The sequence below is a fragment of the Lysinibacillus sp. Bpr_S20 genome, assembly GCF_023337835.1.
GTDB lineage: Bacteria > Bacillota > Bacilli > Bacillales_A > Planococcaceae > Lysinibacillus.
Map to the genome: position 1 here is coordinate 199,656 of NZ_JALNLQ010000006.1, position 20,571 is coordinate 220,226.

Annotated in this window: 18 protein-coding genes and 1 pseudogene; 11 read left to right on the forward strand and 8 right to left on the reverse strand. The window is 36.7% G+C overall.

What is annotated here, in order from left to right; all coding sequences use genetic code 11:
- Positions 1–429: 429 nt before the first annotated feature.
- Both MWJ95_RS16295 and MWJ95_RS16300 read left to right on the forward strand, forming a co-directional pair.
- Positions 430–1,329: a hypothetical protein gene (locus MWJ95_RS16295; RefSeq protein ID WP_249074759.1), complete on the forward strand. Its 900-nt coding sequence runs from the start codon at positions 430–432 to the stop codon at positions 1,327–1,329.
- A gap of 302 nt (positions 1,330–1,631) precedes the next feature.
- Positions 1,632–2,243, forward strand: coding sequence for a phosphatase PAP2 family protein (locus tag MWJ95_RS16300; protein WP_249074758.1), 612 nt, complete (start codon positions 1,632–1,634; stop codon positions 2,241–2,243).
- A gap of 137 nt (positions 2,244–2,380) precedes the next feature.
- On the opposite strand, the gene MWJ95_RS16305 is transcribed toward MWJ95_RS16300, so the two are convergent.
- The 3 genes from MWJ95_RS16305 to thrC are packed head-to-tail and all read right to left on the reverse strand — an operon-like array spanning position 2,381 to position 5,058.
- Positions 2,381–3,067, reverse strand: coding sequence for an MtnX-like HAD-IB family phosphatase (locus MWJ95_RS16305; RefSeq protein ID WP_249074757.1), 687 nt, complete (start codon positions 3,065–3,067; stop codon positions 2,381–2,383).
- 27 nt (positions 3,068–3,094) lie between these two features.
- Positions 3,095–4,009, reverse strand: coding sequence for a homoserine kinase (gene thrB, locus MWJ95_RS16310; protein ID WP_249106738.1), 915 nt, complete (start codon positions 4,007–4,009; stop codon positions 3,095–3,097).
- Positions 4,006–5,058, reverse strand: coding sequence for a threonine synthase (gene thrC, locus MWJ95_RS16315; RefSeq protein WP_249074755.1), 1,053 nt, complete (start codon positions 5,056–5,058; stop codon positions 4,006–4,008). Before thrC ends, thrB begins: the two co-directional genes overlap by 4 nt.
- A gap of 204 nt (positions 5,059–5,262) precedes the next feature.
- Here thrC and MWJ95_RS16320 point away from each other — a divergent pair, with 204 nt between their 5' ends.
- Positions 5,263–6,492 (forward strand): MFS transporter, encoded by a 1,230-nt coding sequence (locus MWJ95_RS16320; RefSeq protein ID WP_249074754.1) that lies wholly within the window; start codon positions 5,263–5,265, stop codon positions 6,490–6,492.
- A 545-nt stretch (positions 6,493–7,037) separates the two neighbouring features.
- Positions 7,038–7,904, forward strand: coding sequence for a MurR/RpiR family transcriptional regulator (locus MWJ95_RS16325; RefSeq protein ID WP_249106741.1), 867 nt, complete (start codon positions 7,038–7,040; stop codon positions 7,902–7,904).
- Between the two features lie 93 nt (positions 7,905–7,997).
- Here the strand turns inward: MWJ95_RS16325 and MWJ95_RS16330 are convergent, their stop codons facing one another.
- Positions 7,998–8,801, reverse strand: coding sequence for a GNAT family N-acetyltransferase (locus MWJ95_RS16330; RefSeq protein WP_249074752.1), 804 nt, complete (start codon positions 8,799–8,801; stop codon positions 7,998–8,000).
- Between the two features lie 499 nt (positions 8,802–9,300).
- On the opposite strand from MWJ95_RS16330, the gene MWJ95_RS16335 reads away from it, so the two are divergent.
- Complete coding sequence (locus tag MWJ95_RS16335) at positions 9,301–10,227, forward strand: manganese-dependent inorganic pyrophosphatase (RefSeq protein WP_249074751.1); 927 nt, start codon at positions 9,301–9,303, stop codon at positions 10,225–10,227.
- Positions 10,228–10,265: 38 nt separating this feature from the next.
- On the opposite strand, the gene MWJ95_RS16340 is transcribed toward MWJ95_RS16335, so the two are convergent.
- Positions 10,266–11,645, reverse strand: coding sequence for an FAD-dependent oxidoreductase (locus MWJ95_RS16340; protein WP_249074750.1), 1,380 nt, complete (start codon positions 11,643–11,645; stop codon positions 10,266–10,268).
- A gap of 126 nt (positions 11,646–11,771) precedes the next feature.
- Here MWJ95_RS16340 and MWJ95_RS16345 point away from each other — a divergent pair, with 126 nt between their 5' ends.
- The 3 genes from MWJ95_RS16345 to MWJ95_RS16355 all read left to right on the forward strand — a co-directional run bounded on the left by MWJ95_RS16345 (position 11,772) and on the right by MWJ95_RS16355 (position 16,374).
- Positions 11,772–12,479 (forward strand): DsbA family oxidoreductase, encoded by a 708-nt coding sequence (locus MWJ95_RS16345; protein ID WP_249074749.1) that lies wholly within the window; start codon positions 11,772–11,774, stop codon positions 12,477–12,479.
- Positions 12,480–13,088: 609 nt separating this feature from the next.
- Positions 13,089–13,712: an FMN-dependent NADH-azoreductase gene (locus tag MWJ95_RS16350; RefSeq protein ID WP_249074748.1), complete on the forward strand. Its 624-nt coding sequence runs from the start codon at positions 13,089–13,091 to the stop codon at positions 13,710–13,712.
- Positions 13,713–14,013: 301 nt separating this feature from the next.
- A complete protein-coding gene (locus tag MWJ95_RS16355; RefSeq protein WP_249106743.1) occupies positions 14,014–16,374 on the forward strand; it encodes a bifunctional 2',3'-cyclic-nucleotide 2'-phosphodiesterase/3'-nucleotidase in 2,361 nt (786 codons plus the stop codon).
- Between the two features lie 30 nt (positions 16,375–16,404).
- Here the strand turns inward: MWJ95_RS16355 and MWJ95_RS16360 are convergent, their stop codons facing one another.
- From MWJ95_RS16360 to MWJ95_RS24720, 3 genes and pseudogenes are all read right to left on the reverse strand, one after another.
- Complete coding sequence (locus MWJ95_RS16360) at positions 16,405–16,773, reverse strand: DUF2500 domain-containing protein (RefSeq protein ID WP_249074746.1); 369 nt, start codon at positions 16,771–16,773, stop codon at positions 16,405–16,407.
- Between the two features lie 162 nt (positions 16,774–16,935).
- On the reverse strand, positions 16,936–17,040 hold the full coding sequence (locus tag MWJ95_RS24715; RefSeq protein ID WP_374110181.1) for a hypothetical protein: 105 nt from the start codon (positions 17,038–17,040) through the stop codon (positions 16,936–16,938).
- Between the two features lie 80 nt (positions 17,041–17,120).
- Positions 17,121–17,171 (reverse strand): annotated as a pseudogene (locus tag MWJ95_RS24720) (hypothetical protein); the annotation flags it as partial.
- A 542-nt stretch (positions 17,172–17,713) separates the two neighbouring features.
- Between MWJ95_RS24720 and MWJ95_RS16370 the strand changes: the two are divergent.
- The 3 genes from MWJ95_RS16370 to MWJ95_RS16380 all read left to right on the forward strand — a co-directional run bounded on the left by MWJ95_RS16370 (position 17,714) and on the right by MWJ95_RS16380 (position 19,949).
- Complete coding sequence (locus MWJ95_RS16370) at positions 17,714–18,019, forward strand: winged helix-turn-helix transcriptional regulator (RefSeq protein WP_249074745.1); 306 nt, start codon at positions 17,714–17,716, stop codon at positions 18,017–18,019.
- A 204-nt stretch (positions 18,020–18,223) separates the two neighbouring features.
- Positions 18,224–19,138, forward strand: coding sequence for a UDP-N-acetylmuramate dehydrogenase (murB, locus tag MWJ95_RS16375; protein ID WP_249074744.1), 915 nt, complete (start codon positions 18,224–18,226; stop codon positions 19,136–19,138).
- A gap of 55 nt (positions 19,139–19,193) precedes the next feature.
- On the forward strand, positions 19,194–19,949 hold the full coding sequence (locus MWJ95_RS16380; RefSeq protein WP_249074743.1) for an exodeoxyribonuclease III: 756 nt from the start codon (positions 19,194–19,196) through the stop codon (positions 19,947–19,949).
- Positions 19,950–20,571: the final 622 nt, after the last annotated feature.

The window sequence follows — 20,571 nt, forward strand, 5'->3', positions numbered from 1 at the left end:
TATATGTTATACTTATTTCCGTTGGTATATTTTTCAATAAAAAGGGAGAGTTTAGGTGGTTTTGTGATTCCATATTTTGACTTAGTTAATTATAACTAAATTATAAATCTAAATACCTATCTTTTCGTTGTAACACCGCCAAAAAATGGCGGTGTTTTTTTATGTCCGCCAAATCACGCCAAAAATTAAGTCTAAGACCGCCAAAAAATTGGCGTAAATCCAACATTGAAATGTCGGTGTAAGTACTGGTACGCTTAAGATAATCGTGGTTAAGTAGATTTGCTATAGTAAGTAATACTATATAAGAGATTTCGTTTAAGATAAGAGCCTGACTATCTATGAATAAAGTAGAGATTGTAGATTTTTTTAAAGTTACTAGCTAGTCAACATACTTCACCATAAAACTTTATATAAAGGTAGGCGTGTATTTTGAAAGTAGAACTTGAAAATTTATTTTCTATAGATGAATCTAGTCGAGATCAAGTCATTAATGTGTATAATCGCCATGGTATTTTTATCGGTGCGCCTGAAATAAGAAAGAGAAAATTAAAGGCTTCGTTTAATCCTATTTTTACATTAAATGAAGATGTTACATATGAACATGTAGCAGCACTTTATAAATCATTGGAAAATGAATTAGGAATTGTTTCTATCGGAGAACGTTTTTATTTCGACTTTTCAGATAGTGAATATGAACAAGCCCAGTTGTTCACATTAAACTCAACAGGTAATTCACCTGATATGTTTATAGAGGATCGAGGAACTTTATTTTCTATCAGCACCCATTGCCAGCACTGCGGACTAATGGCAAAAGAGCAACTTTCACCATTAGTGATAGATACAACAGAAATGAAAGATCGACATCTAGTTCATGTGAGCGGATATTGGGTAGCTTCACAGGAATTAGTAACATTAATGAAGCAAGAGAATATTAAAGGCTATGAACTTTTAGAGGTTATTCATCAAGGACCAGAAGACGGGAAGCAAAAAGCTTTTCAAATTATACCGACACAAGTATTGCCAAAGAGTAGTACTGAAAGAGTTAAATTGTATTTTGCAACAGAACAGCCTCCATGCTGTTGTGGCTTAAGCGGGGTAATCAATGGTCCTGATATTTATAATCGCGAAGATTTAACCAATATAAAAAGTGACGTTTTTTTATCTGCAGAATGGAGCCATGATGGAAGTTACTTATATCGAAAGACTTTGTTCAGCAGAAAATTTAGAGAATTAATTATTAAAAATAATATATCTCGTGAGGTACGAGGAGAGAAGGATAAAAACTTCGGTCCGAAAGATTGGTTATTCGACCCAGTGTTATTAAAATAATTCTAATTGAAGATGAGGAAGTGTATATTTTGTTTAGAAAAATAATACCTATCATTGCCATCTTATTTATCGTTGCATTAGCTCTTTCAAATTATTTTAATAAACCAGAAGAGAAATCATTTGTTATACCCCAAGAAAGAGGGGGCATATTGGGTTAGATAAAGTTTTACCAATCGGGATTTACCTAACTTCTTTACTTGCATAAATTATGCGTCGATAAAAAGCAAATTCACCTCTAGCTGACTTAAATATGATATGATGTGAAACATAAAACGGCGTATAGTTTTGGGGTGAAGTAGTATATGAAAAAATGGGCTTATCCCTTAGCAATATTAACGGTCATTATCTTTTTTGTGTTACGAGTCACTTTTCAAAGTGAATTAATCAGTACTTTTGATACGAAAATGGCAGATTTATTGTTCGGGAATCGTTTAATAGAATTTTTCCACTATATAGGAGAACCGGCATTTGTAGTGTCTGTAGCTATCGTTTTAATAGTATATTTAGCGTGGAAGGTAAAAAATAACCGAGGAATATTATTTGTTTTGTTAACCATTGCAGGTGGGAATGTACTTAATCAATTATTGAAAAAATGGGTGCATCGAACAAGACCTGAGATCGAAGAACAATTAACATCGTTTAGCTTTCCTTCTGGACATGCTATGACCGGCATCTTGTATTTATTTACAATAGCCTATATTTTTTCAGAGAACAATAGCAAGGGTCGTAAGACATTGCTTTGGCTTGGGGCAATTGTTTTAACTGTACTTATTGGTTTGTCTCGAGTTGCTGGGGCCCGCCATTTCGCGTCAGATGTACTGGCTGGATGGAGCATGGGTTATTCGTGGTTTATCATTTGTGTTATTTGGTATGAACGTCGAAAGAGACTTTTTAAAGCGCTAAATAAATCATGAACTTGGAGGGGGCCATCTAATTGAAGATGGTTCCTTTTCTTATGTAGAAATAAGGGCGTCACTATGTGAACATAGCCCTTATTTCTGGCTCATCACACACGGTATGGTGATGAGCTTTATGTCTTTAATTGGTTCAATTATATTGAAACAACAGCCTTGTCTGCTTCCATAAGGTTTTTTATAATTTCTAAGCAATCATAGAAAGTTTCAAAGGGTTCATAAGGGAGATGAAGGTCTTGACAGCAATTTATAAGATGATCTCTCGCAAGTACTAAATCTGCCTGTTTTGCTGCTTCAAAATCAGAAAGTGAATCTCCAATCACAATTTTAAAATGATGGCTCTGTGAAACCTTTCGCATAACGCTTGGCTTGCAGCAACCACAACCCTGTGTCTCAAATTTTGTACATTCTTCATCACAGCCATTTGGAAAGACGAGCTTTATTTGCTGTCCGGAAAAATCAGCACTGTTACAATATATATCAGAAAATGGCCCGTATTTCTTTAAGATGGGCTCAATGAAAAAGTCGACACCCCCACTAACAATATAAAACGGAATATGGTGCTCTTGTGCGAAACGAACGAAATCACCAAAGCCTTCCCGTATAATGGCTGTATCCAATAAATATTGAATAACAGCATCTTTTTGTTTAGTCGATAATAGGCCAAACATTGCTGAAACGCCATCTTTAAAGGTCATAGTTTGTTCCATCATTGCCTTAGCAATTTTTTCAGATTCCTCTGGAACGAATTCAGTCATTAGTGAGACGATATTATCTGTTTCTGTTATAGTACCATCAAAATCACAGAAAATAATTGGTTTCAAGCTACTTCCCCCTTCAAGAAAAAACGTCTACTTTTGTAGTAGACGTCCAAATTTTACCTGTACACCGTATTCATCGGCTTTTGTTAAGATAATGTCGTGCTCTGGAAATTGATTTTTCATGGCATTTACGAAATCTTGCGCAATAGCAGTAGGGATGATAGAAATCAGTGTTGGTCCCGCCCCACTTAAAGCTGTTCCAAATGCCCCATTGGCCTTTGCTGCTGCATGAATTTCTGTATATTGTGGTATTAAATTAGCACGGAAAGGTTCATGGAATAAATCAGCTTCCATATAACGACCTGCCCGTTTAAAATCTTGAACCATTAATGATGCTGCTAGCATATTTGCGTTTGCAGAGGCCCTTACTGCATATGTACGGTCAAATTGTTCTGGTAAAACAGAACGGGATTCACTCGTTTTTAGTTCGACATCAGGCACAAACACAACAAAGGAAGCATCTAGATCATTGACATGACATGTATCAACTACTCCATTTTCATCCATCGAAGAAATTGTTAATCCCCCTAATACTGAGGCTGTTGCATTATCTGGATGTCCTTCGATTTGGGAGGACAAATTGAGTTTATCCTGTACAGTTAAACCTAGGTTACAGACTTGATTTGCTAGTTCAATTCCTGCAACGATGACCGCTGCACTGCTCCCCAAACCACGGGCTAATGGAAGCTCACTTGCCATTTCAACACGGCAGGCAGGTAGTTGCTTGCCATATTGATCCGCAATTTTTTTAGCAATTACGTATAGTAAGTGCTCTTCCAGCTCAAACTCTTTAGGACCATTATCATCGAGGTGGATAATTTCCCAACTATCCTGTAAAGACACGGTTAGCTTTAAGTAAAGGGCTAAGCCAAGCCCTATTGAATCAAAGCCAGGGCCAAGATTGGCTGTGCTCCCGGGAACCGTGATTTCCCACATATTACTCATAGTACGCCCTCGATATATGTTCGAATTTCTTCCTCATCGTTTTTAAGTGAGACAACATCTACAGTTGAGACATTCATGGCAGTATCAGGATCTTTCAATCCATTACCTGTGAAAATTGTTACAACTTTAGAGCCCTTTGCAATCTTGCCGTTTTCAACTGATTTAATAACGCCTGCTAATGAGGCAGCTGAGCCTGGTTCAACGAAAATTCCTTCAGTACCAGCAATTAATTTGTAAGCAGCCAAAATTTCTTCGTCTGTAACCGAATCAATGATTCCACCAGATTCATCGCGAGCTGCTTCTGCAAATTTCCAACTTGCAGGATTACCGATACGAATAGCTGTCGCCACTGTTTCAGGATTAGCAATAGGTTCACCTGTTACAATTGCTGCTGCACCTTCAGCCTCGAAGCCAAACATTTTTGGTAAACCAGAGCCTTTTGCTGCATCGTATTCTTTAAAGCCTTTCCAGTACGCAGTAATGTTACCTGCGTTACCAACTGGAATGCAAAGATAGTCTGGAGCTTTTCCTAAAGCATCTACAATTTCAAATGATGCTGTTTTTTGTCCCTCAATACGGAATGGATTCACGGAGTTTACAAGTGCTACTGGAGTTGTTTCGCTAACTTGACGAACAATATTTAATGCATCATCAAAATTACCGTCGATTTCGATAATCTTTGCACCGTACATTGTCGCTTGGGCTAGCTTTCCTAGGGCCACTTTTCCTTTAGGGATAACAACTATGGACTGGATTCCAGCACGTGTTGCATAAGCCGCGGCTGCAGCTGATGTGTTACCAGTTGAAGCGCAAATAACGCATTTGCTGCCATCTTCAATCGCTTTTGCAACGGCAAACACCATACCACGATCTTTAAATGAACCGGTTGGATTTGCGCCTTCAATTTTCCCATAGAGCTCAATGCCAAGTTTTTTAGATAGATTAACTAAATGTATAAGAGGCGTATTGCCTTCGTTTAAAGTTAGAGCGGGTGTATTTTCTGTTACGGGTAAAAATTGTTTATATTCTTCAATTAGGCCTTTCCACATAACGTTACAATCTCCTTTTGTTCTTATAGAAAGAACAGTTGTTTTTGTATAAAAGACATTTTAACGCAAATGACCCCATATTTTCAATAGCATTTCAGAAATTGTCGAAACAATTCGGTAATTTAAATTTCGCTTGTCACTTTCTTGAAACAACTGTATAGTAAATATGTAATGTAAAGTCAAGTGTAAAGACAGGTGATTAAGGTGACAATAAATACAGTAACAACAAATAAGTTTCAACAATCTATTTCTCGTAATAAGCTTTTGGGGGTAGCAGGAGTAGGCTGGCTTTTCGATGCAATGGACGTAGGGATATTATCTTTCGTAATTGCAGCATTAGCAGTCGATTGGGGATTAACGCCAAGTCAATCGGGCTGGATAGGTAGCATAAACTCCATTGGGATGGCTGTAGGAGCTCTTGTTTTCGGCGTGCTTGCCGATAAAGTGGGACGTAAGCAAATTTTTATGTGGACGCTTGTATTATTTTCGATTGCAAGTGGCTTGTCTGCATTTACCACTACATTAGCCGCTTTTATGACACTACGCTTTTTAGTAGGCATGGGACTAGGTGGAGAATTACCTGTCGCATCGACGTTAGTTTCTGAGAGTGTAGAAGCTAAAGAGCGTGGGCGAGTTGTTGTATTACTGGAAAGCTTCTGGGCGGCAGGTTGGTTAATCGCAGCATTGATTTCGTATTTTGTTATTCCATCATGGGGATGGCGTAGTGCATTGTTGTTAACCGCAATTCCAGCAATTTATGCAATTTATCTTCGCTGGCACTTACCAGATTCACCACAATTTGCAGTAAAGGCTGAGTCTAAGAAACGAAGTGTTAGGCAAAATATTAGAGAAGTATGGTCAAAAAAATATGCACGCTCGACACTTATGTTATGGGTGTTATGGTTTACAGTTGTTTTCTCATATTACGGTATGTTTTTATGGCTACCAAGTGTCATGGTTGGTAAGGGCTTTGATATGATTACGAGCTTTAAATATGTTCTCATTATGACGCTTGCGCAGCTACCGGGCTATTTTACCGCTGCATGGTTTATTGAAAAATTCGGGCGAAAATTTGTACTTGTTTCTTATTTAATTGGTACAGCTGTAAGTGCTTTCATTTTTGGTAATGCGGAAACAATAGTAGTACTATTAATATCTGGGATGTTTTTATCGTTCTTTAACTTAGGGGCATGGGGTGCACTTTATGCTTATACACCAGAGCAGTATCCAGCCATTATTCGTGGAACGGGTGCTGGAATGGCAGCAGCTGTTGGGCGCATCGGGGGTATTTTTGGACCTTTGTTAGTCGGCACTTTATTGACAGCGGGTTATGATATCGGCTTTATCTTTGCTATTTTCTGTGGAGCGATTATTATCGGTGTTGTTGGGGTAATATTCCTAGGTAAAGAAACGAAACAAATGGAATTAGATTAACAAAAATTAAAAATGTCTTGGATGAATGATAATCCAAGGCATTTTTCTAATTAATATACATAAAAATTAGAAATTATTAATTTTTATACAAATATTTTTAAAAATCTGTTAAAATCATTAATCAATAAGGTTCGTTGCTGTACATCATGTGGAAAAGTTGAGGAGCGTAGTTTAAGGACTCATTGGGAAATACAATGCTACTACGAGATTCTAGAGCGAGCCTCATCGAAAGCGTTAGTCGCAACGGAAATCAACCATCGAAATTAAAAATGGAACGATGTTATGTTTTTTATTTTGAACTATCGCATTAGCAAGTTAAAGCATTGAAGATTTTTCAGAAAAGTCATTGTATTCAGATTGTAATCGTGATACTGTATTTTTAACTTCTTTTAGCAGGTGTCCAAATACCCGCCTGAAATAGAGGAACTCGGTCTAACATAGCCGATTCCGGACGTAATTATGCCAAGGCATAATTGATCCGAATTAGAGTCAGTAGGAAACAATCGCCATTCGTGATAATTTCATTGAAAGAAAGGTTGTTAGAAATGAATATAAATGAAGAAATAGAAAGAAGATTTGTTAGGCTTTCGAAGGGGCAGCGTAAAGTTGCACAATTTGTTATGAATAACCCTACAGTTATAATTGGTAACGGAGCTGCAGAAGTTGGTAGACAGGCTAATGTTAGTGAATCAACAGTTATCCGTTTTTGTTATGCGCTGGATTTATCGGGCTATGTAGAGCTTCAAGACAAGGTTAGAAGTTATTTAATGACTCAAAATAATGGTGTGAGTATTCAACCTACATACTTTTCAAGTAAGCGGAATATCTCAAGTTTCGGTAAGGTGATGGAGCGTGATATTCAAAATATTCAAGCTACGATTGATTTGATTAACGATAATATGCTTCAAAAAAGCTCAAAATGGATGCATGAAGCGGAAAACGTTTATATTTTAGGTACCCGCCAAGCATCGTCCATTGCAAATTGGTTATCGTCTACAATGAAAACTTTACGTCCAAATGTAAAACAACTTCGCCCAGAATCCGACGATATTGTACAACAAATTAACAGTATGGGGGAGCAAACGACTTTAATAGTTTTTTCATGGGACAAGCATTCAAACGACATTCAAACGATTGTAGAAATTGCCAAGAAGAAAAAGGCTAAAATTATTGCTATCACTGGTTCGGCGTTGTCGTCTATTCGGGAATATGCAAGTGCGTTATTTACACTTGGTCTGAAAAAGCAATCTTCATTGGACGTTATTCCAGTATTGTTTTCGTTTTTACATGCGCTAATTGAGGAAATGGTCAGCCAGGATAAAGTACAATATGAAAAATATCAGCAATCATATGAGCAAGTAGAAAATAACTTGTTATTTTTAGACTCAGCAAGAGAAAAGCAAGTTTTCTAAAATTTGCATCGGGCAGAACACGTAAGATATTGATCTATAACATTAACATAAAAAGATGTCCAAATAAGTTTTAGACATCCTTGAAAAAGAAACTTATAAAATTTTACTTAAGCTATATTCGTTAATAAAGGTATCATTTAATTTAATGGCATTTTGTCGGATACCTTCCTGCTGAAAACCTAGTTTTTTAAACAAATTTAAAGCACTTTCATTATGCTCCATAACAGATGCTTCTAAGCGCGAAATATCCCGCTGTTTAGACCAGCGTTCAGCCGCCTTCAACAACTCTGAACCGATACCTTGTCGTTGATGCTCATCCTTAACAGCTATGCGGACTGATGCAACATGCTTAGTTTTAGAGTGTTTATATCCATGAATAACGGCATAACCAGCAAAAATGCCATTTAATATACAAAGTAAAATCGTACGGTTTTTTAATTGTTTCCAATAGCCTAAATCTTTACGAAGCTGTTGAACTGTAAGGTCTAATTCGTTTTTCATGTTGTACATGAAGTCCGTCTGTTGGAAAATTTCTTCTTGCAAATGAATAAATGATCTAGCATCTGATGCTTCAATTGCTCGAATTATGTATGCAGGTGGGTTTTCATCATTTTTAGAAATATTATTACTTGTAGTCTTAATTTGTGTGCGCGAGAAAGTTACTTTGGTACCAAGTTTAACATCAATGACATAGTAGCCTGCATTTGTCCATGACAAAAAGTGAGAGAGAGGGGGCTTTGTCTTTTTCCACCAGCTCCTATTCAAATAAGCTGCATTTGGTAAGGCTTGTCCCATGATATTTTCGAGTTCGCTAAAAGATAAAGTAATTTCTTGTTGTGTAGCTATATCAAAATAATTTGCTAAAGGAATATACTTTTTTTCCATCTTCTTTGTCATCGTAATCCCCATTTCCTGTATATCCTAGTATATATATAGACTACCTGATGATAGCATAAAATTATGGTTTCTTAAATATAAAAACACAACTATATATCTATTTATGGTAAATATTTTTAGCAAACTATACATTGTTATTATTAAATGTTAAAAATAGGGCGATTCAAGTAGATAAATATATTAAAAAACTTTGGGTTATTATCATAATGTTTGGTTGATTTCCATTTCGACTGGGCGTTTTCCTGGCGTTATGACCTCCAAGAAATCTTCACTCCATTCAACACTCATAATTTTCCAAGTTTTGTGATCTGCAAAAATTAGCTTCTTTAGTATAGGTAAAGGAGTACTATAAGAAGATACAGTTATTTTAGAATAGTAGATTTTAGTTATGAATTCGCATAGATCCTTTATAGATAAACTTTCAATTTATATATGTTTGATCATAAGGTATGATAAAATAAAATATAAATGTTATTGCTATTTAGGAGGAATAAATTCAATGAGTAAAGTTTTAGTTTTTGGTCATAAAAACCCAGATACAGACACAATTACATCTGCAATTGTATATGCATATTTAAAACAACAAATTGGCGTTGATGCTGAGGCGGTGCGCCTTGGAGAGGTAAATAACGAAACACAATTTGCTTTAGATAAATTTGGCTTCGAGGCACCTCGATTAATTTCATCAGTAGTTGGAGAAGCAGAAAAAGTAATTCTTGTAGACCACAATGAATTCCAGCAATCTGCTGATGGCATTGAAGAAGTACAAATTGCAGAAGTGATTGATCATCACCGTATTGCAAACTTCCAAACGGCTGATCCACTATACTACCGTGCAGAACCTGTAGGCTGTACGGCAACAATTTTAAACAAAATCTTTAAAGAACATGGCGTAGCAATTCCTGCAAACATTGCTGGATTAATGCTTTCTGCTATCGTTTCTGATACATTATTATTTAAATCTCCAACTTGCACAGAGCAAGATGTAAAAGCTGGGGAGGAACTAGCGAAAATTGCAGGTGTTGATGCTGCAGAATACGGATTAGCAATGCTTAAAGCAGGTGCTGACCTTTCAGATAAATCATTGGAAGATCTTTTATCATTAGATGCAAAAGAATTCCAGTTCGGTGAATATAAATCTGTAGTAGCTCAAGTAAACGCTGTTGATATTAACGACGTGCTTGGCCGCCAAGAGGAATTAGAAATTTTATTAAATAAAAATGTAGCGGAAAACGGCTTAGATTTATTCTTCTTTGTTGTAACAGATATTTTAAACAATGATTCAACAGCTGTTGCAATTGGACAAGTAGCGGAGGCTGCAGCAAAAGGATTTGGCGCAGAGCTAGTGAATAATCGCGTTCTTTTACCAGGTGTTGTATCTCGTAAAAAACAAATCGTTCCAGTTTTAACTGATGCATTAAAATAATGAAAAAGAGGTTGTCCTGAAAAAGGCAACCTCTTTTTTTAATCTAGTTTTAAAGGGTGGACAGCAGGACCTTCAAGAACTTCACCTTTGGCATTAAAGCGAGAGCCATGACAAGGGCAATCCCAAGTTTCATCGGCTTTATTCCATTTTGTTTTGCAGCCTAAATGCGTGCAAGTTGGTGTATTTGCATGTTTCACATAACCTGTCACGAACTCTTTGGCTACAAAGCCACCTACCTTTAGCATCTGCATAAACTGAGCTCCGAATTTTGTACGTGTTGGAGAATACAGAGGAATTGCACCATCCTCATTCCCTGCTCCTGTTATGAGGGATGATAGTATATCTCCCGCTACAAAAGAATTGGAAATCCCCCATTTTCGATAGCCTGTTGCAATGAAAACATTAGGCAAGGACGGTGTAATCCTGCCAACATACGGGACCATATCAGGTGTTTCAATGTCCTGCGCTGACCAGCGATAGATGGGCTCCTGATCGAAATGCGCCTTCATTTCATTTTGAATGGCCTCATAATAGGGCTCCGTATTAGTTGTTTCCCCTGCAATATGATTAGCTCCACCTAACACTAAATAATGCTCGTCATTAATGGTAGCAGTCCGAATTGAGCGAGTAGGATTATCTACGCATAGATATTGACCTTGTAGTGTATCAGTAATTTTGCTAGCAACCATATAGGAGCGACTGTTAGAAAGTTTAAAAAGATGTAGACCTCTAAAGGCTTCGATTGGATAATGTGTGCACAAAATAAGCTTGTTGTATTGAACCGACATATCATTTGCGGTATGTAAGCTATTCTGAGGTATGTTTAATTGTTGAACACGGGTATTCGTATAGAGTTTTGCGCCCATTGCTAATGCTTCTTTTACAAGGAAATTACAAACTTCTACAGGATGTATTTGTGCTTGCTGGGACATGTTAAGCGCTTTTGTAATCGGAAAGGGAAGCTCTGTGTCAGATGTTAAATTAGCCTTAATATTTAATACTTTATAGGCATTCCATTCTTTTAATAATTGGGCATAGCCTTCTTTTGTTTGGCAATAAAGCAATGAATCTACTTGCTGAATGCTTTTTTTAGGGAGTATCTGTAATGCTTTTTCAACAGCAATTTGGTTGAGCCGATAATAGAGGCGTGCCTCGTCTACAGTAAGTTTTTCAATAAGGTTGGCATAAACTAAGCTGTGTTGAGCGGTTAATTTTCCGGTTGAATTACCGGTCGTACCATGACCGATATGGGAATTTGCTTCAAGCAAGACTACATCTACACCTGATTTTGCTAAAATATAGGCTGTATATAGTCCTGTCAAGCCGCCACCAATAATACATACATCACAAGTTGTTGATGCAGGAAGAGATGGTAACGAGACAGGATCAATTGTTCCGAGCCAAAGAGATTGTGTCATACATAACCCTCACATTGTTTTTACGTTCAGTATGTAGATTGATTTGAAAATTTATGCAATGAAGCTAAAAAATTGCCTTCCAGTAATTATTATCGCTACAATGTAGCAAAAGGAGCGTGACTACTTATGAAAATTGAAATCTGGTCAGATTATGTATGTCCATTTTGTTATATTGGTAAAAAGCAACTAGAGCAGGCGATTCAGGATACAGGTTTTGCTGGGCAGGTGGAGCTCGTTTATAAAAGCTATCAACTTGACCCAACAACACCTGTGGATACAAATGTGTCCACGTATGAAGCATTGGCGAAAAAGTATGGAATGTCGCTAGAAAAAGCGAAGGAAATGACACAAGGTGTTGCTGCCCGCGCAAAAGAAGTTGGTCTAGAATATAACTTTGATCATTTAATGGAGGAAAATACATTAAAAGCGCATCGTCTAGTGAAATGGGCAGAACAACAAGGGGATGTTTCAAAGCTTGTTGAAGCGCTATTATATAATTATTTTATAGAAGCAAAGCGTATTGGCCAGGATGATGTATTAATCGATATTGCTGAGCAAGTAGGTCTGAATCGCGAAGAAGTTGCAAAGGTTCTTTCTAACGACGATTTTAAAGTAGATGTAGAGACTGACATACAAGAAGGGCTACAGCTTGGCGTAAGAGGGGTACCATTCTTTGTGTTAAATCGTAAGTATGGTATTTCTGGGGCACAACCTCAAGAAGTATTTGAAGAAACTTTACGTAAAGTTGCAGAGGAAGAGGGCTTACAACCAGGATTAAAGATGGCAGGCTCTGAAGATGGTGGGGTTTGTACCGACGATAGTTGTAAGTTTTAATTTTGTTGGAGAAAAGTTAAGAATATTGGACCTGATCTCTTTTGAAGCAAAGGTGATCAGATTGCTGATGGACCCGATCAGTATAACAACACTAACAAACTAACACATATGCTTTATTAGCTCATTACCAAAAGTAAGGGATGAGCTTTGTTAAAACGTATGCAAGTATGTAAGTTGGTTGGAGTGGAGACTGGGCGACTCCTTGGGGATTAGCGATAGGGGAACGAAGGCTAAGGGCATCACATCCTGTGATAACGCCTTCGTGACCAACATCCTGCTGTTGCTGCCGCTCCGCTTTCGCACAAACATAACCCTCTGCTGCCGCTCCGTTAACACTACGCTTTCGCGCAAAAAAACATCTGTTGGCCCAAGCGACTCAGCGGACGCCCCCAGGAAGCTCTGCGCGAAAGCGAAGCGCCAGCTACAAAGCGCCCAGTCGGAACGGAAATCATTTCTAAGTTATGATGTGATATATTTTAATGGAATCACCTGCATTTCAGTCAAAAGTCTGAGTATACGAACGTTGACTTTTCATACAAAGTTTTTTAATATACTTATATATCTTGAATTCGAGATAATAAACTTTGATTTTAAGGGAGAATTTATATAATGAATGTATTAGTAGTAAAAGCTAACAACCGTCCAGATGGTATTTCAACAAAAATGTATGACACATTTATGGAAAATGTACAAGGCGTAGATGTAACAACGTTTGACGTATTCGCAGAAGATATGCCTTATTTCGGTCAAGATCTTTTCAATGCTTTTGGTAAAGTTCAAAACGGTGAAGCGTTAACTGACGTTGAATCACGTCTTTTAGCAGCAAAACAAAAAGCTATGGATGCTTTAACTGCAGCTAATGTTGTTGTATTTGCTTTCCCACTTTGGAACTTAACAATCCCAGCGAAATTACAAACTTTCATCGACTATGTATTCCAAGCTGGTTATACATTTAAATATAATGAAAACGGTCAATTAGAAGGCTTAATGGGTGACAAAAAAGTAGTTATTTTAAATGCTCGCGGTGGTTACTACTCTACACCAGAAGCACAATCAATAGAAATGTCAGTTAATTATATCAAAAATGTTGTTGGTATGTTTGGTATGGAAATTATTGAAGAAGTGATCATTGAAGGTCATAACGCGTCTCAAGATAAAGCACAAGAAATTATTGCAAATGGCCTAGAAGCAGTTAAGAAAGTAGCTCAGTCTTTACAAACTGTAAATGCATAATAAAGTAGTATTTATTAAAAGTTCTCTCTAATTTGAGGGAACTTTTTTATTTTTTTCTATAGAGGTATGTAATGATCAGAGATCTGAAATATTGATATTATGCGCATATTTCCGATTTACATTTAATAACATCCCGTTATGTGAAATAGTTATGAAATAATATTCTATCATTTTACGGTAAAGTATTTTGTTATTCATTTAAAAATACATACAATTAGGACTATTCGTTCAGTTAATAAAAGATTTAGTATAATATAATAGAAAACGTAGGAAAATATTAGAATTATAAGGAGGGTGTTTCATGAATAAGAAATTAGTTACTAAATTCTTAGCGTTGTTACTAGTTCTATTCACAGTGTTACCATTTGGACTATCCGCAAATGCTGCATCAAGCGGTGTGACACGTGGGGATTACGTGAAAGAATTAGTAGAAAGCTTAAATGTAGAGCTAGGTGATGGCTCCAAAATTGCCTTCACAGACGTCTCTAAGGATTTAGCCCCGTATGTAGAAAAGGCAGTAGAATTGAAGCTTATTAAAGGTAAAACTGCCACATTGTTTGATCCAAATGATAAATTGACACGTCAACAAGCATTTGTCATTTCTGCTCGTGGATTAGTCAGTGAAAACGCTCCACTTTCTGTATTAGACAAGTTTAAAGATGCAAATCAAGTTGCAACAACACATAAGCAAGATTTAGCAAATGCTGTTGCTGCAAATATATTACAAGGTTTTGAGGATAACACAATTCGTCCTCGTGACTATGTAACAACTGAACAAATGCAAAGTATTATTAAACGCTTTGTAGCTGAATATAAATTACCAACATCTACAACTAATGTAGATCTTCAAATTTTAGGAACAACAGATATTCATACAAACCTTGCAAATTATAATTATTTCTTAGATAAAGAATCTGCTGACCTAGGTTTAGCAAACACTGCAACATTAATTGAACAAGCACGTACTGAGAACCCGAACACACTACTTTTTGATAATGGTGATTTAATTCAAGGAACGCCATTAGGCTCTTATAAAGCATCAGAAAATATTTTAAAGCCAGGAGAAGTTCATCCAGCTATTGCAGCACTTAATGCATTGAAATATGATGGTGGAACTTTAGGGAACCACGAGTTCAACTATGGTTTAGAGTTTTTAGGTGAAGTTTTAAATGATGCAAAATACCCTGTCGTAAATGCAAACACATACGACGCTAAAACAAAAAAGCGTATGTACACACCTTATGTAATTCTTGATAAAGAGGTTGTAGACAATACAGGTAAAAAGCACACACTTAAAGTTGGTGTTACAGGTATCGTACCTACTAAAATTGTTGAATGGGATGCTATCCATTTAGCAGGAAAAGTAGAAATGCAGGAACCGGTTGACGCAGTAAAAGAAATTGTACCAGAAATGCAAAAAGCAGGCGCAGATGTAATTGTAGTACTTTCACACTCTGGTATTGGTGAAGATACTTACGAAAAAGGTGCCGAAAATGTTGGATACCAAATCTCTGAGATTGAAGGGGTTGACGCTTTAATTACAGGTCACTCTCATTTAACTTTCCCAGGTGACTATAAAAACCTAAAAAACGTTGATCAAGAAAAAGGGACGATTAACGGTGTACCTACTGTAATGGCAGGAAGCTATGGCAGCTATCTTGGAGTCATTGATTTAAAACTAGAGCAACAAGGCTCTAAATGGGTTGTGGTGAATGGACAAGGTTCTCTTCGCTCTATCAAACAAGAAGGCTTACAACCTTCTAAAACAGTATTAAATGCAATTAAAGAAGCACATGAGGGTACGTTAAAGTATATTCGTCAGCCTGTTGGTGAGACTACTGCACCAATCCATAGTTATTTCTCAATGGTGCAAGATGATCCGTCTATTCAAATTGTGACACAAGCTCAAAAATGGTTTATTGAAAAAGAATTAAAAGGTACTGCTGATGAAAATACACCATTGCTTTCTGCTGGTGCTCCATTCAAAGCAGGCTCTCGTAACAACCCTACAGATTATACAAACATTCCTGTAGGTCCGCTTGCAATTAAAAATATGGCAGATATTTATGTTTACGATAATACGGTTGCAACGATTAAGGTAACAGGTGCACAAGCAATCGAATGGTTAGAAATGGCTGCTGGTATTTTTGCAACAATTGATCCGAATAAAACGGATGAACAAAATATTATTGATCAAGAAGCACGTTCTTACAATTTTGATGTGTTAGATGGCTTAACATATCAAATCGATGTAACATCACCAGCGAAATACGATAGTCGAGGTATTTTAGTAGACGAAAAAGCGAATCGTATTAAAAATGTGCAATACAACGGTAAAGCAATCGATCTAAACCAAGAATTTATCATCATTTCAAACAATTATCGCGTTGGTGGTTCTTATGGTGCCACGTTTAAAAATGCAGATGGCTCTAACATCACTAACTATGCTTATGAAAATCGCCAAGCTGTAATTGATTACGTTATTGAAAACAAAACAATTAATCCTGCTGCGGATAACAATTGGTCATTTGTACCGTTCCCAGCAAATACGAAAATTATTTACAATTCAGCTAAGGATGCACAGAAAGTTATTCCTGCAGGTAGTAATATCGAATATTTAGGAGATACTGAAGGCGGCTTTGGTAAATATTTAATTAAGTAATCATGAAATGTTAAAAAGGAGAGTGCGTTGTTAAACGCTGCTCTCCTTTTTGTGTCGCTCAAATGTATGATAACGTGTTCCTTGAAATGTTAATAAGCCATAGTCACCATCTGCAAGCTGTCCATAATTATGCCCATTCATTTTTAATTCTAGACGATCGCCACTTTGTACTTCGAACGTTACATAGTACGATGTATGGGCACTAGAGTTACCAGAACCTCCACTTGTATTCGAACGTTTTGTTACGACTTTAGCGGGTACTGTTAATAATGGTTCATTGTTGTTTTTCGACCATTGAAAGATACCTTTAATAATAGTAAATGCTATAATACCGAAGACGATAAAAAACATTATTGAAATAAAAGAATTTGCAAAAGAGAATTCATCAAACCCAACCATAAAAGTCCTCCAATCTACGAAATATTGTAATTGAAGTTGTTATATTTCAAAATCCACCATAACATCAATTACAACACTAATTAATACACCATCTGTTTTAGGAGAGTGTTATAAACTAAATTCAATCTGTGTCTTAGCATGAATCCATGTATCTTCTTGCGCCTATGGATTTACACTATTCCCTGCTAATTTCCTAATATATGTAGATGTAAATGAAATTTTTGGATAAATGTCCGCGTCAAAAAAATCAATAGATACAAGTTGCACATCACGATCAATGTTTTCCTAGCAACAGCGATTATGAATGATATTTCTGAAACCTCCATTTGTTCAATATCTGACACGGCTATTTCTGAAGTGTTCGATTCAAATACACCGTATATTTTGGAGGTCATCATATGTCGTACAGAAAAGCCAATAGTTGAATGACTATAATCAAACGTTACTTTGGAAAACCACCCTAAAACAGATCTTACACGAATGATAAAGTAAAAAATTCAGATATTCAATGAGTTTTTAGAAAAAATGGGGGAATATTACATTGGTACAAGTTTATTTTGTGAATCTTTCAATGAAAGTCAGGTTAGCTGAAATAATGTAATAATAGTATGTAATCTTTTCTTCTACAAAGGGTCAACAATAGAAGTTGTCATAATAATAAAATCATGTGCATCTATATAGAAGTAAGTGGCCATTTTCATTAAATATTAAGTTATCATGACTACTCTCTAATCGAGCAGCCGTGGTTAATTTTTTATGCCATCATAAGCTTTTATAAGATGTTGAATCAAAAGAAATACCAGGAATGAAAAAATACGTTAAAATTGTATTTAGTAATCAAATGAATAATCGTAAATAAATTACTTAAAGTAAATAAGTTACTCTAAATTTACTTTTTTTAAAATAATCGTTACAATAGAGTACATAAGAGGTGAAAAAAATGAGTGAGACAAATTTATGTCCTCGTTTAGCTAAAGCAATGGATTTAATCGGAAAACGCTGGACAGGGCTAATTTTATATCAATTATTAGACGGGCCACAGCGCTTTAATGAGATTGAATCTGCATTACCTGTGAGTGGTCGTTTATTATCCGAACGTTTAAAAGAGCTTGAAAAAGAAGGGCTTGTTGAACGAAAAGTATATTCAGAGGTACCAGTGCGTGTTGAGTATTCTTTAACGGAAAAAGGGCGGGCATTAGAGGGAGCAATCCACAATATCGAATCATGGGCAACAAACTGGCTTTAAAAGTATGTGGTCTATTTCGGAATTTTGATAAATGGATCGTCAACGGCCATATGTAATACTAATTTTCGTTAATATATTCATTATCTCTGTATGGGGAGTTTGTTAAGGTGAGATAAAAAATAACCTTCATTTTACTTGTCAAATTAGAGTTCTAAATCCATACTAGTGTATAGTAAGAAGGACGTTAGAAAGGAAATAGCTCTCATGACAAAAGAACAATGGGTGGCGGATTTAGCACAGAGCGTTAATCCAGCCAATATTAAGTTAGATGAATCATTACAGCAATATACTATGACAAAATTAGGCGGTAAAGCGGATGTTTTCGTTCTCGTTGAAACAGAGGAAGAGGCAGCAACAGTTATTCGCTATGCCCATAAGAATAATATACCTTTATTAATGTTAGGTAATGGATCGAATATGGTCGTTCGTGACGGCGGTCATCGAGGGATCGTTGTTACATTTTCATTTTTAGATGAGATTCGCATTAATGGAGACCATGTTTACGCGCAAAGTGGTGCCCTTATTAAGGATGTATCGAAACTGGCAGCGGCAGCATCATTAACAGGTTTCGAATTTGCATGTGGTATCCCTGGCTCAGTTGGTGGAGCTATGGCAATGAATGCAGGTGCATATGGCGGAGAAATTAAGGATATTATTATTTCTTCGAAAGTGTTAACAAAAGAAGGCGAAATGTTAATTTTATCGAAAGAAGATCTTGAACTCGGTTATCGTCAAAGTATCATTGCCAAGAAAGGGTATTATGTATTGTCATCCGAATTTCAATTAGCTAAAGGTGTGCAACAAGAAATAGATGCAAAAATTGCTGATTTAACGTTTCAGCGAGAATCTAAGCAGCCGTTAGAATTCCCATCTGCTGGGAGTGTTTTTAAGCGCCCACCAGGTCACTTTGCAGGCAAGCTTATTCAGGATAGTGGTTTACAAGGAAAAGGCGTAGGTGATGCAGAGGTATCAACGAAGCATGCAGGCTTTATTGTTAATAAAGGTAATGCAACGGCTACTGATTATATTGCAACAATTCAAATGGTACAACGAGTAGTTAAAGAAAAGTATGGCATCGATTTAGAAACAGAAGTAAAAATCGTTGGTGATGACTTATAAAATGCTACGCCCTTCGCTAATGGTGAAGGGCGTTTTTTGAGGAGTGAAACAGAGAATGAAGTTTATATCATGGAATGTTAATGGAATTCGTGCCTGCTTAGGTAAAGGGTTTTTAGATTTCTTTAATCAGGTAGATGCAGATTTTTTCTGTATTCAAGAAACAAAGTGTCAGGCAGAACAAGTGAAGATTTCACTTGAAGGATATGAGCAATATTGGAATTATGCACAGAAGAAAGGCTATTCAGGTACAGCCGTCTTTACAAAACATACCCCGCTTTCAGTACGTTATGGCGTTGGTGAGGATGAATCGCAGGAAGAGGGAAGAATTATTACACTAGAGTATGAAGATTTTTATTTAGTAAATGTTTATACTCCGAATTCACAGCGTGATTTAGCTAGATTACCTCTTCGTTTAGATTGGGAGAATCGATTAGCGCTATATTTAAAAGAGCTAGATTCCAAAAAACCTATAGTTTATTGTGGTGATTTAAACGTCGCACATATGGAAATTGATTTGAAAAATGCAAAATCGAATGTTGGTAATTCAGGTTTTACATATGAAGAACGTGCAAAAATGACAGAGCTATTGGCAAGTGGTTTTGTAGATTCATTCCGCTACAAGCATCCAGATGCAACAGATCACTATACATGGTGGTCTTATATGAATAAAGTACGCGAGCGTAATATTGGATGGCGTATTGACTACTTTATTGTTTCTGAGAGGCTAAAGAACAACATTAATGAAGCAAATATCCACTCACAAATTATGGGCAGTGATCATTGTCCAATCGAATTACAGCTTAATAATTAGTATCTATGAACAATAAAATGGTCAAGGAAACCTTTGCGAATATTATGGCACTTTAAATGAGGTGATTTCCGTTCCAGGCTACTCGCTTTACTGTGGGCGAGCGCCGAGCCGCTTCCTCCGCTTCGCTCCGTGCAGGGTCTCGCCTGTCTCGCTTTCCCACGGGAGTCGAGTAGCCTTCCACTCCAATCAACAATAGCGTAGAACTTTGAATTTTATTTTAAAAGTGAACGATATGGTTACTCATCATAATCAAACCAAACAGAGTGTACATCTGCCATTGCTGTCGCTTTATTAGCGCTATGCTTGGCACAGAGAAAACATTTTGCTAAAGTTTCCGTTTTGTCACTATAATTTAGAGTGATATGGTAAGAAATATATGCTAGTAAAGTGGTTGATTGGAGTGGAGGCTGGGCGACTCCTTGGGGATCAGCGTCACAAATGAGACCCTGGAGCGAGCAACGCGAGTGAAGCGGCTCATCGGACGCCCCTAGGAAAGCGCCCAGCCGCAACGGAAATCAACTACTCACTTTCACTTTGCCGAAGAGCCATATTTTAATTGATACAATAGTTTTTCAACAACGTAAAAGAGTCGTATTTTCTATAAGGAAATACGATTTTTTTA

What these genes read in the sequence shown, in the direction of transcription:
- MWJ95_RS16360 (WP_249074746.1), bottom strand. Translation starts at nt 16,773, where the DNA reads ATGGTTGGGTTTGATGAATTCTCTTTTGCAAATTCTTTTATTTCAATA.
- MWJ95_RS16380 (WP_249074743.1), top strand. Translation starts at nt 19,194, where the DNA reads ATGAAGTTTATATCATGGAATGTTAATGGAATTCGTGCCTGCTTAGGT.
- MWJ95_RS16340 (WP_249074750.1), bottom strand. Translation starts at nt 11,645, where the DNA reads ATGACACAATCTCTTTGGCTCGGAACAATTGATCCTGTCTCGTTACCA.
- murB (WP_249074744.1), top strand. Translation starts at nt 18,224, where the DNA reads ATGACAAAAGAACAATGGGTGGCGGATTTAGCACAGAGCGTTAATCCA.
- thrC (WP_249074755.1), bottom strand. Translation starts at nt 5,058, where the DNA reads ATGTGGAAAGGCCTAATTGAAGAATATAAACAATTTTTACCCGTAACA.
- MWJ95_RS16345 (WP_249074749.1), top strand. Translation starts at nt 11,772, where the DNA reads ATGAAAATTGAAATCTGGTCAGATTATGTATGTCCATTTTGTTATATT.
- MWJ95_RS16355 (WP_249106743.1), top strand. Translation starts at nt 14,014, where the DNA reads ATGAATAAGAAATTAGTTACTAAATTCTTAGCGTTGTTACTAGTTCTA.
- MWJ95_RS16300 (WP_249074758.1), top strand. Translation starts at nt 1,632, where the DNA reads ATGAAAAAATGGGCTTATCCCTTAGCAATATTAACGGTCATTATCTTT.
- MWJ95_RS16330 (WP_249074752.1), bottom strand. Translation starts at nt 8,801, where the DNA reads ATGACAAAGAAGATGGAAAAAAAGTATATTCCTTTAGCAAATTATTTT.
- MWJ95_RS16350 (WP_249074748.1), top strand. Translation starts at nt 13,089, where the DNA reads ATGAATGTATTAGTAGTAAAAGCTAACAACCGTCCAGATGGTATTTCA.
- MWJ95_RS16335 (WP_249074751.1), top strand. Translation starts at nt 9,301, where the DNA reads ATGAGTAAAGTTTTAGTTTTTGGTCATAAAAACCCAGATACAGACACA.
- thrB (WP_249106738.1), bottom strand. Translation starts at nt 4,009, where the DNA reads ATGAGTAATATGTGGGAAATCACGGTTCCCGGGAGCACAGCCAATCTT.
- MWJ95_RS16370 (WP_249074745.1), top strand. Translation starts at nt 17,714, where the DNA reads ATGAGTGAGACAAATTTATGTCCTCGTTTAGCTAAAGCAATGGATTTA.
- MWJ95_RS16325 (WP_249106741.1), top strand. Translation starts at nt 7,038, where the DNA reads ATGAATATAAATGAAGAAATAGAAAGAAGATTTGTTAGGCTTTCGAAG.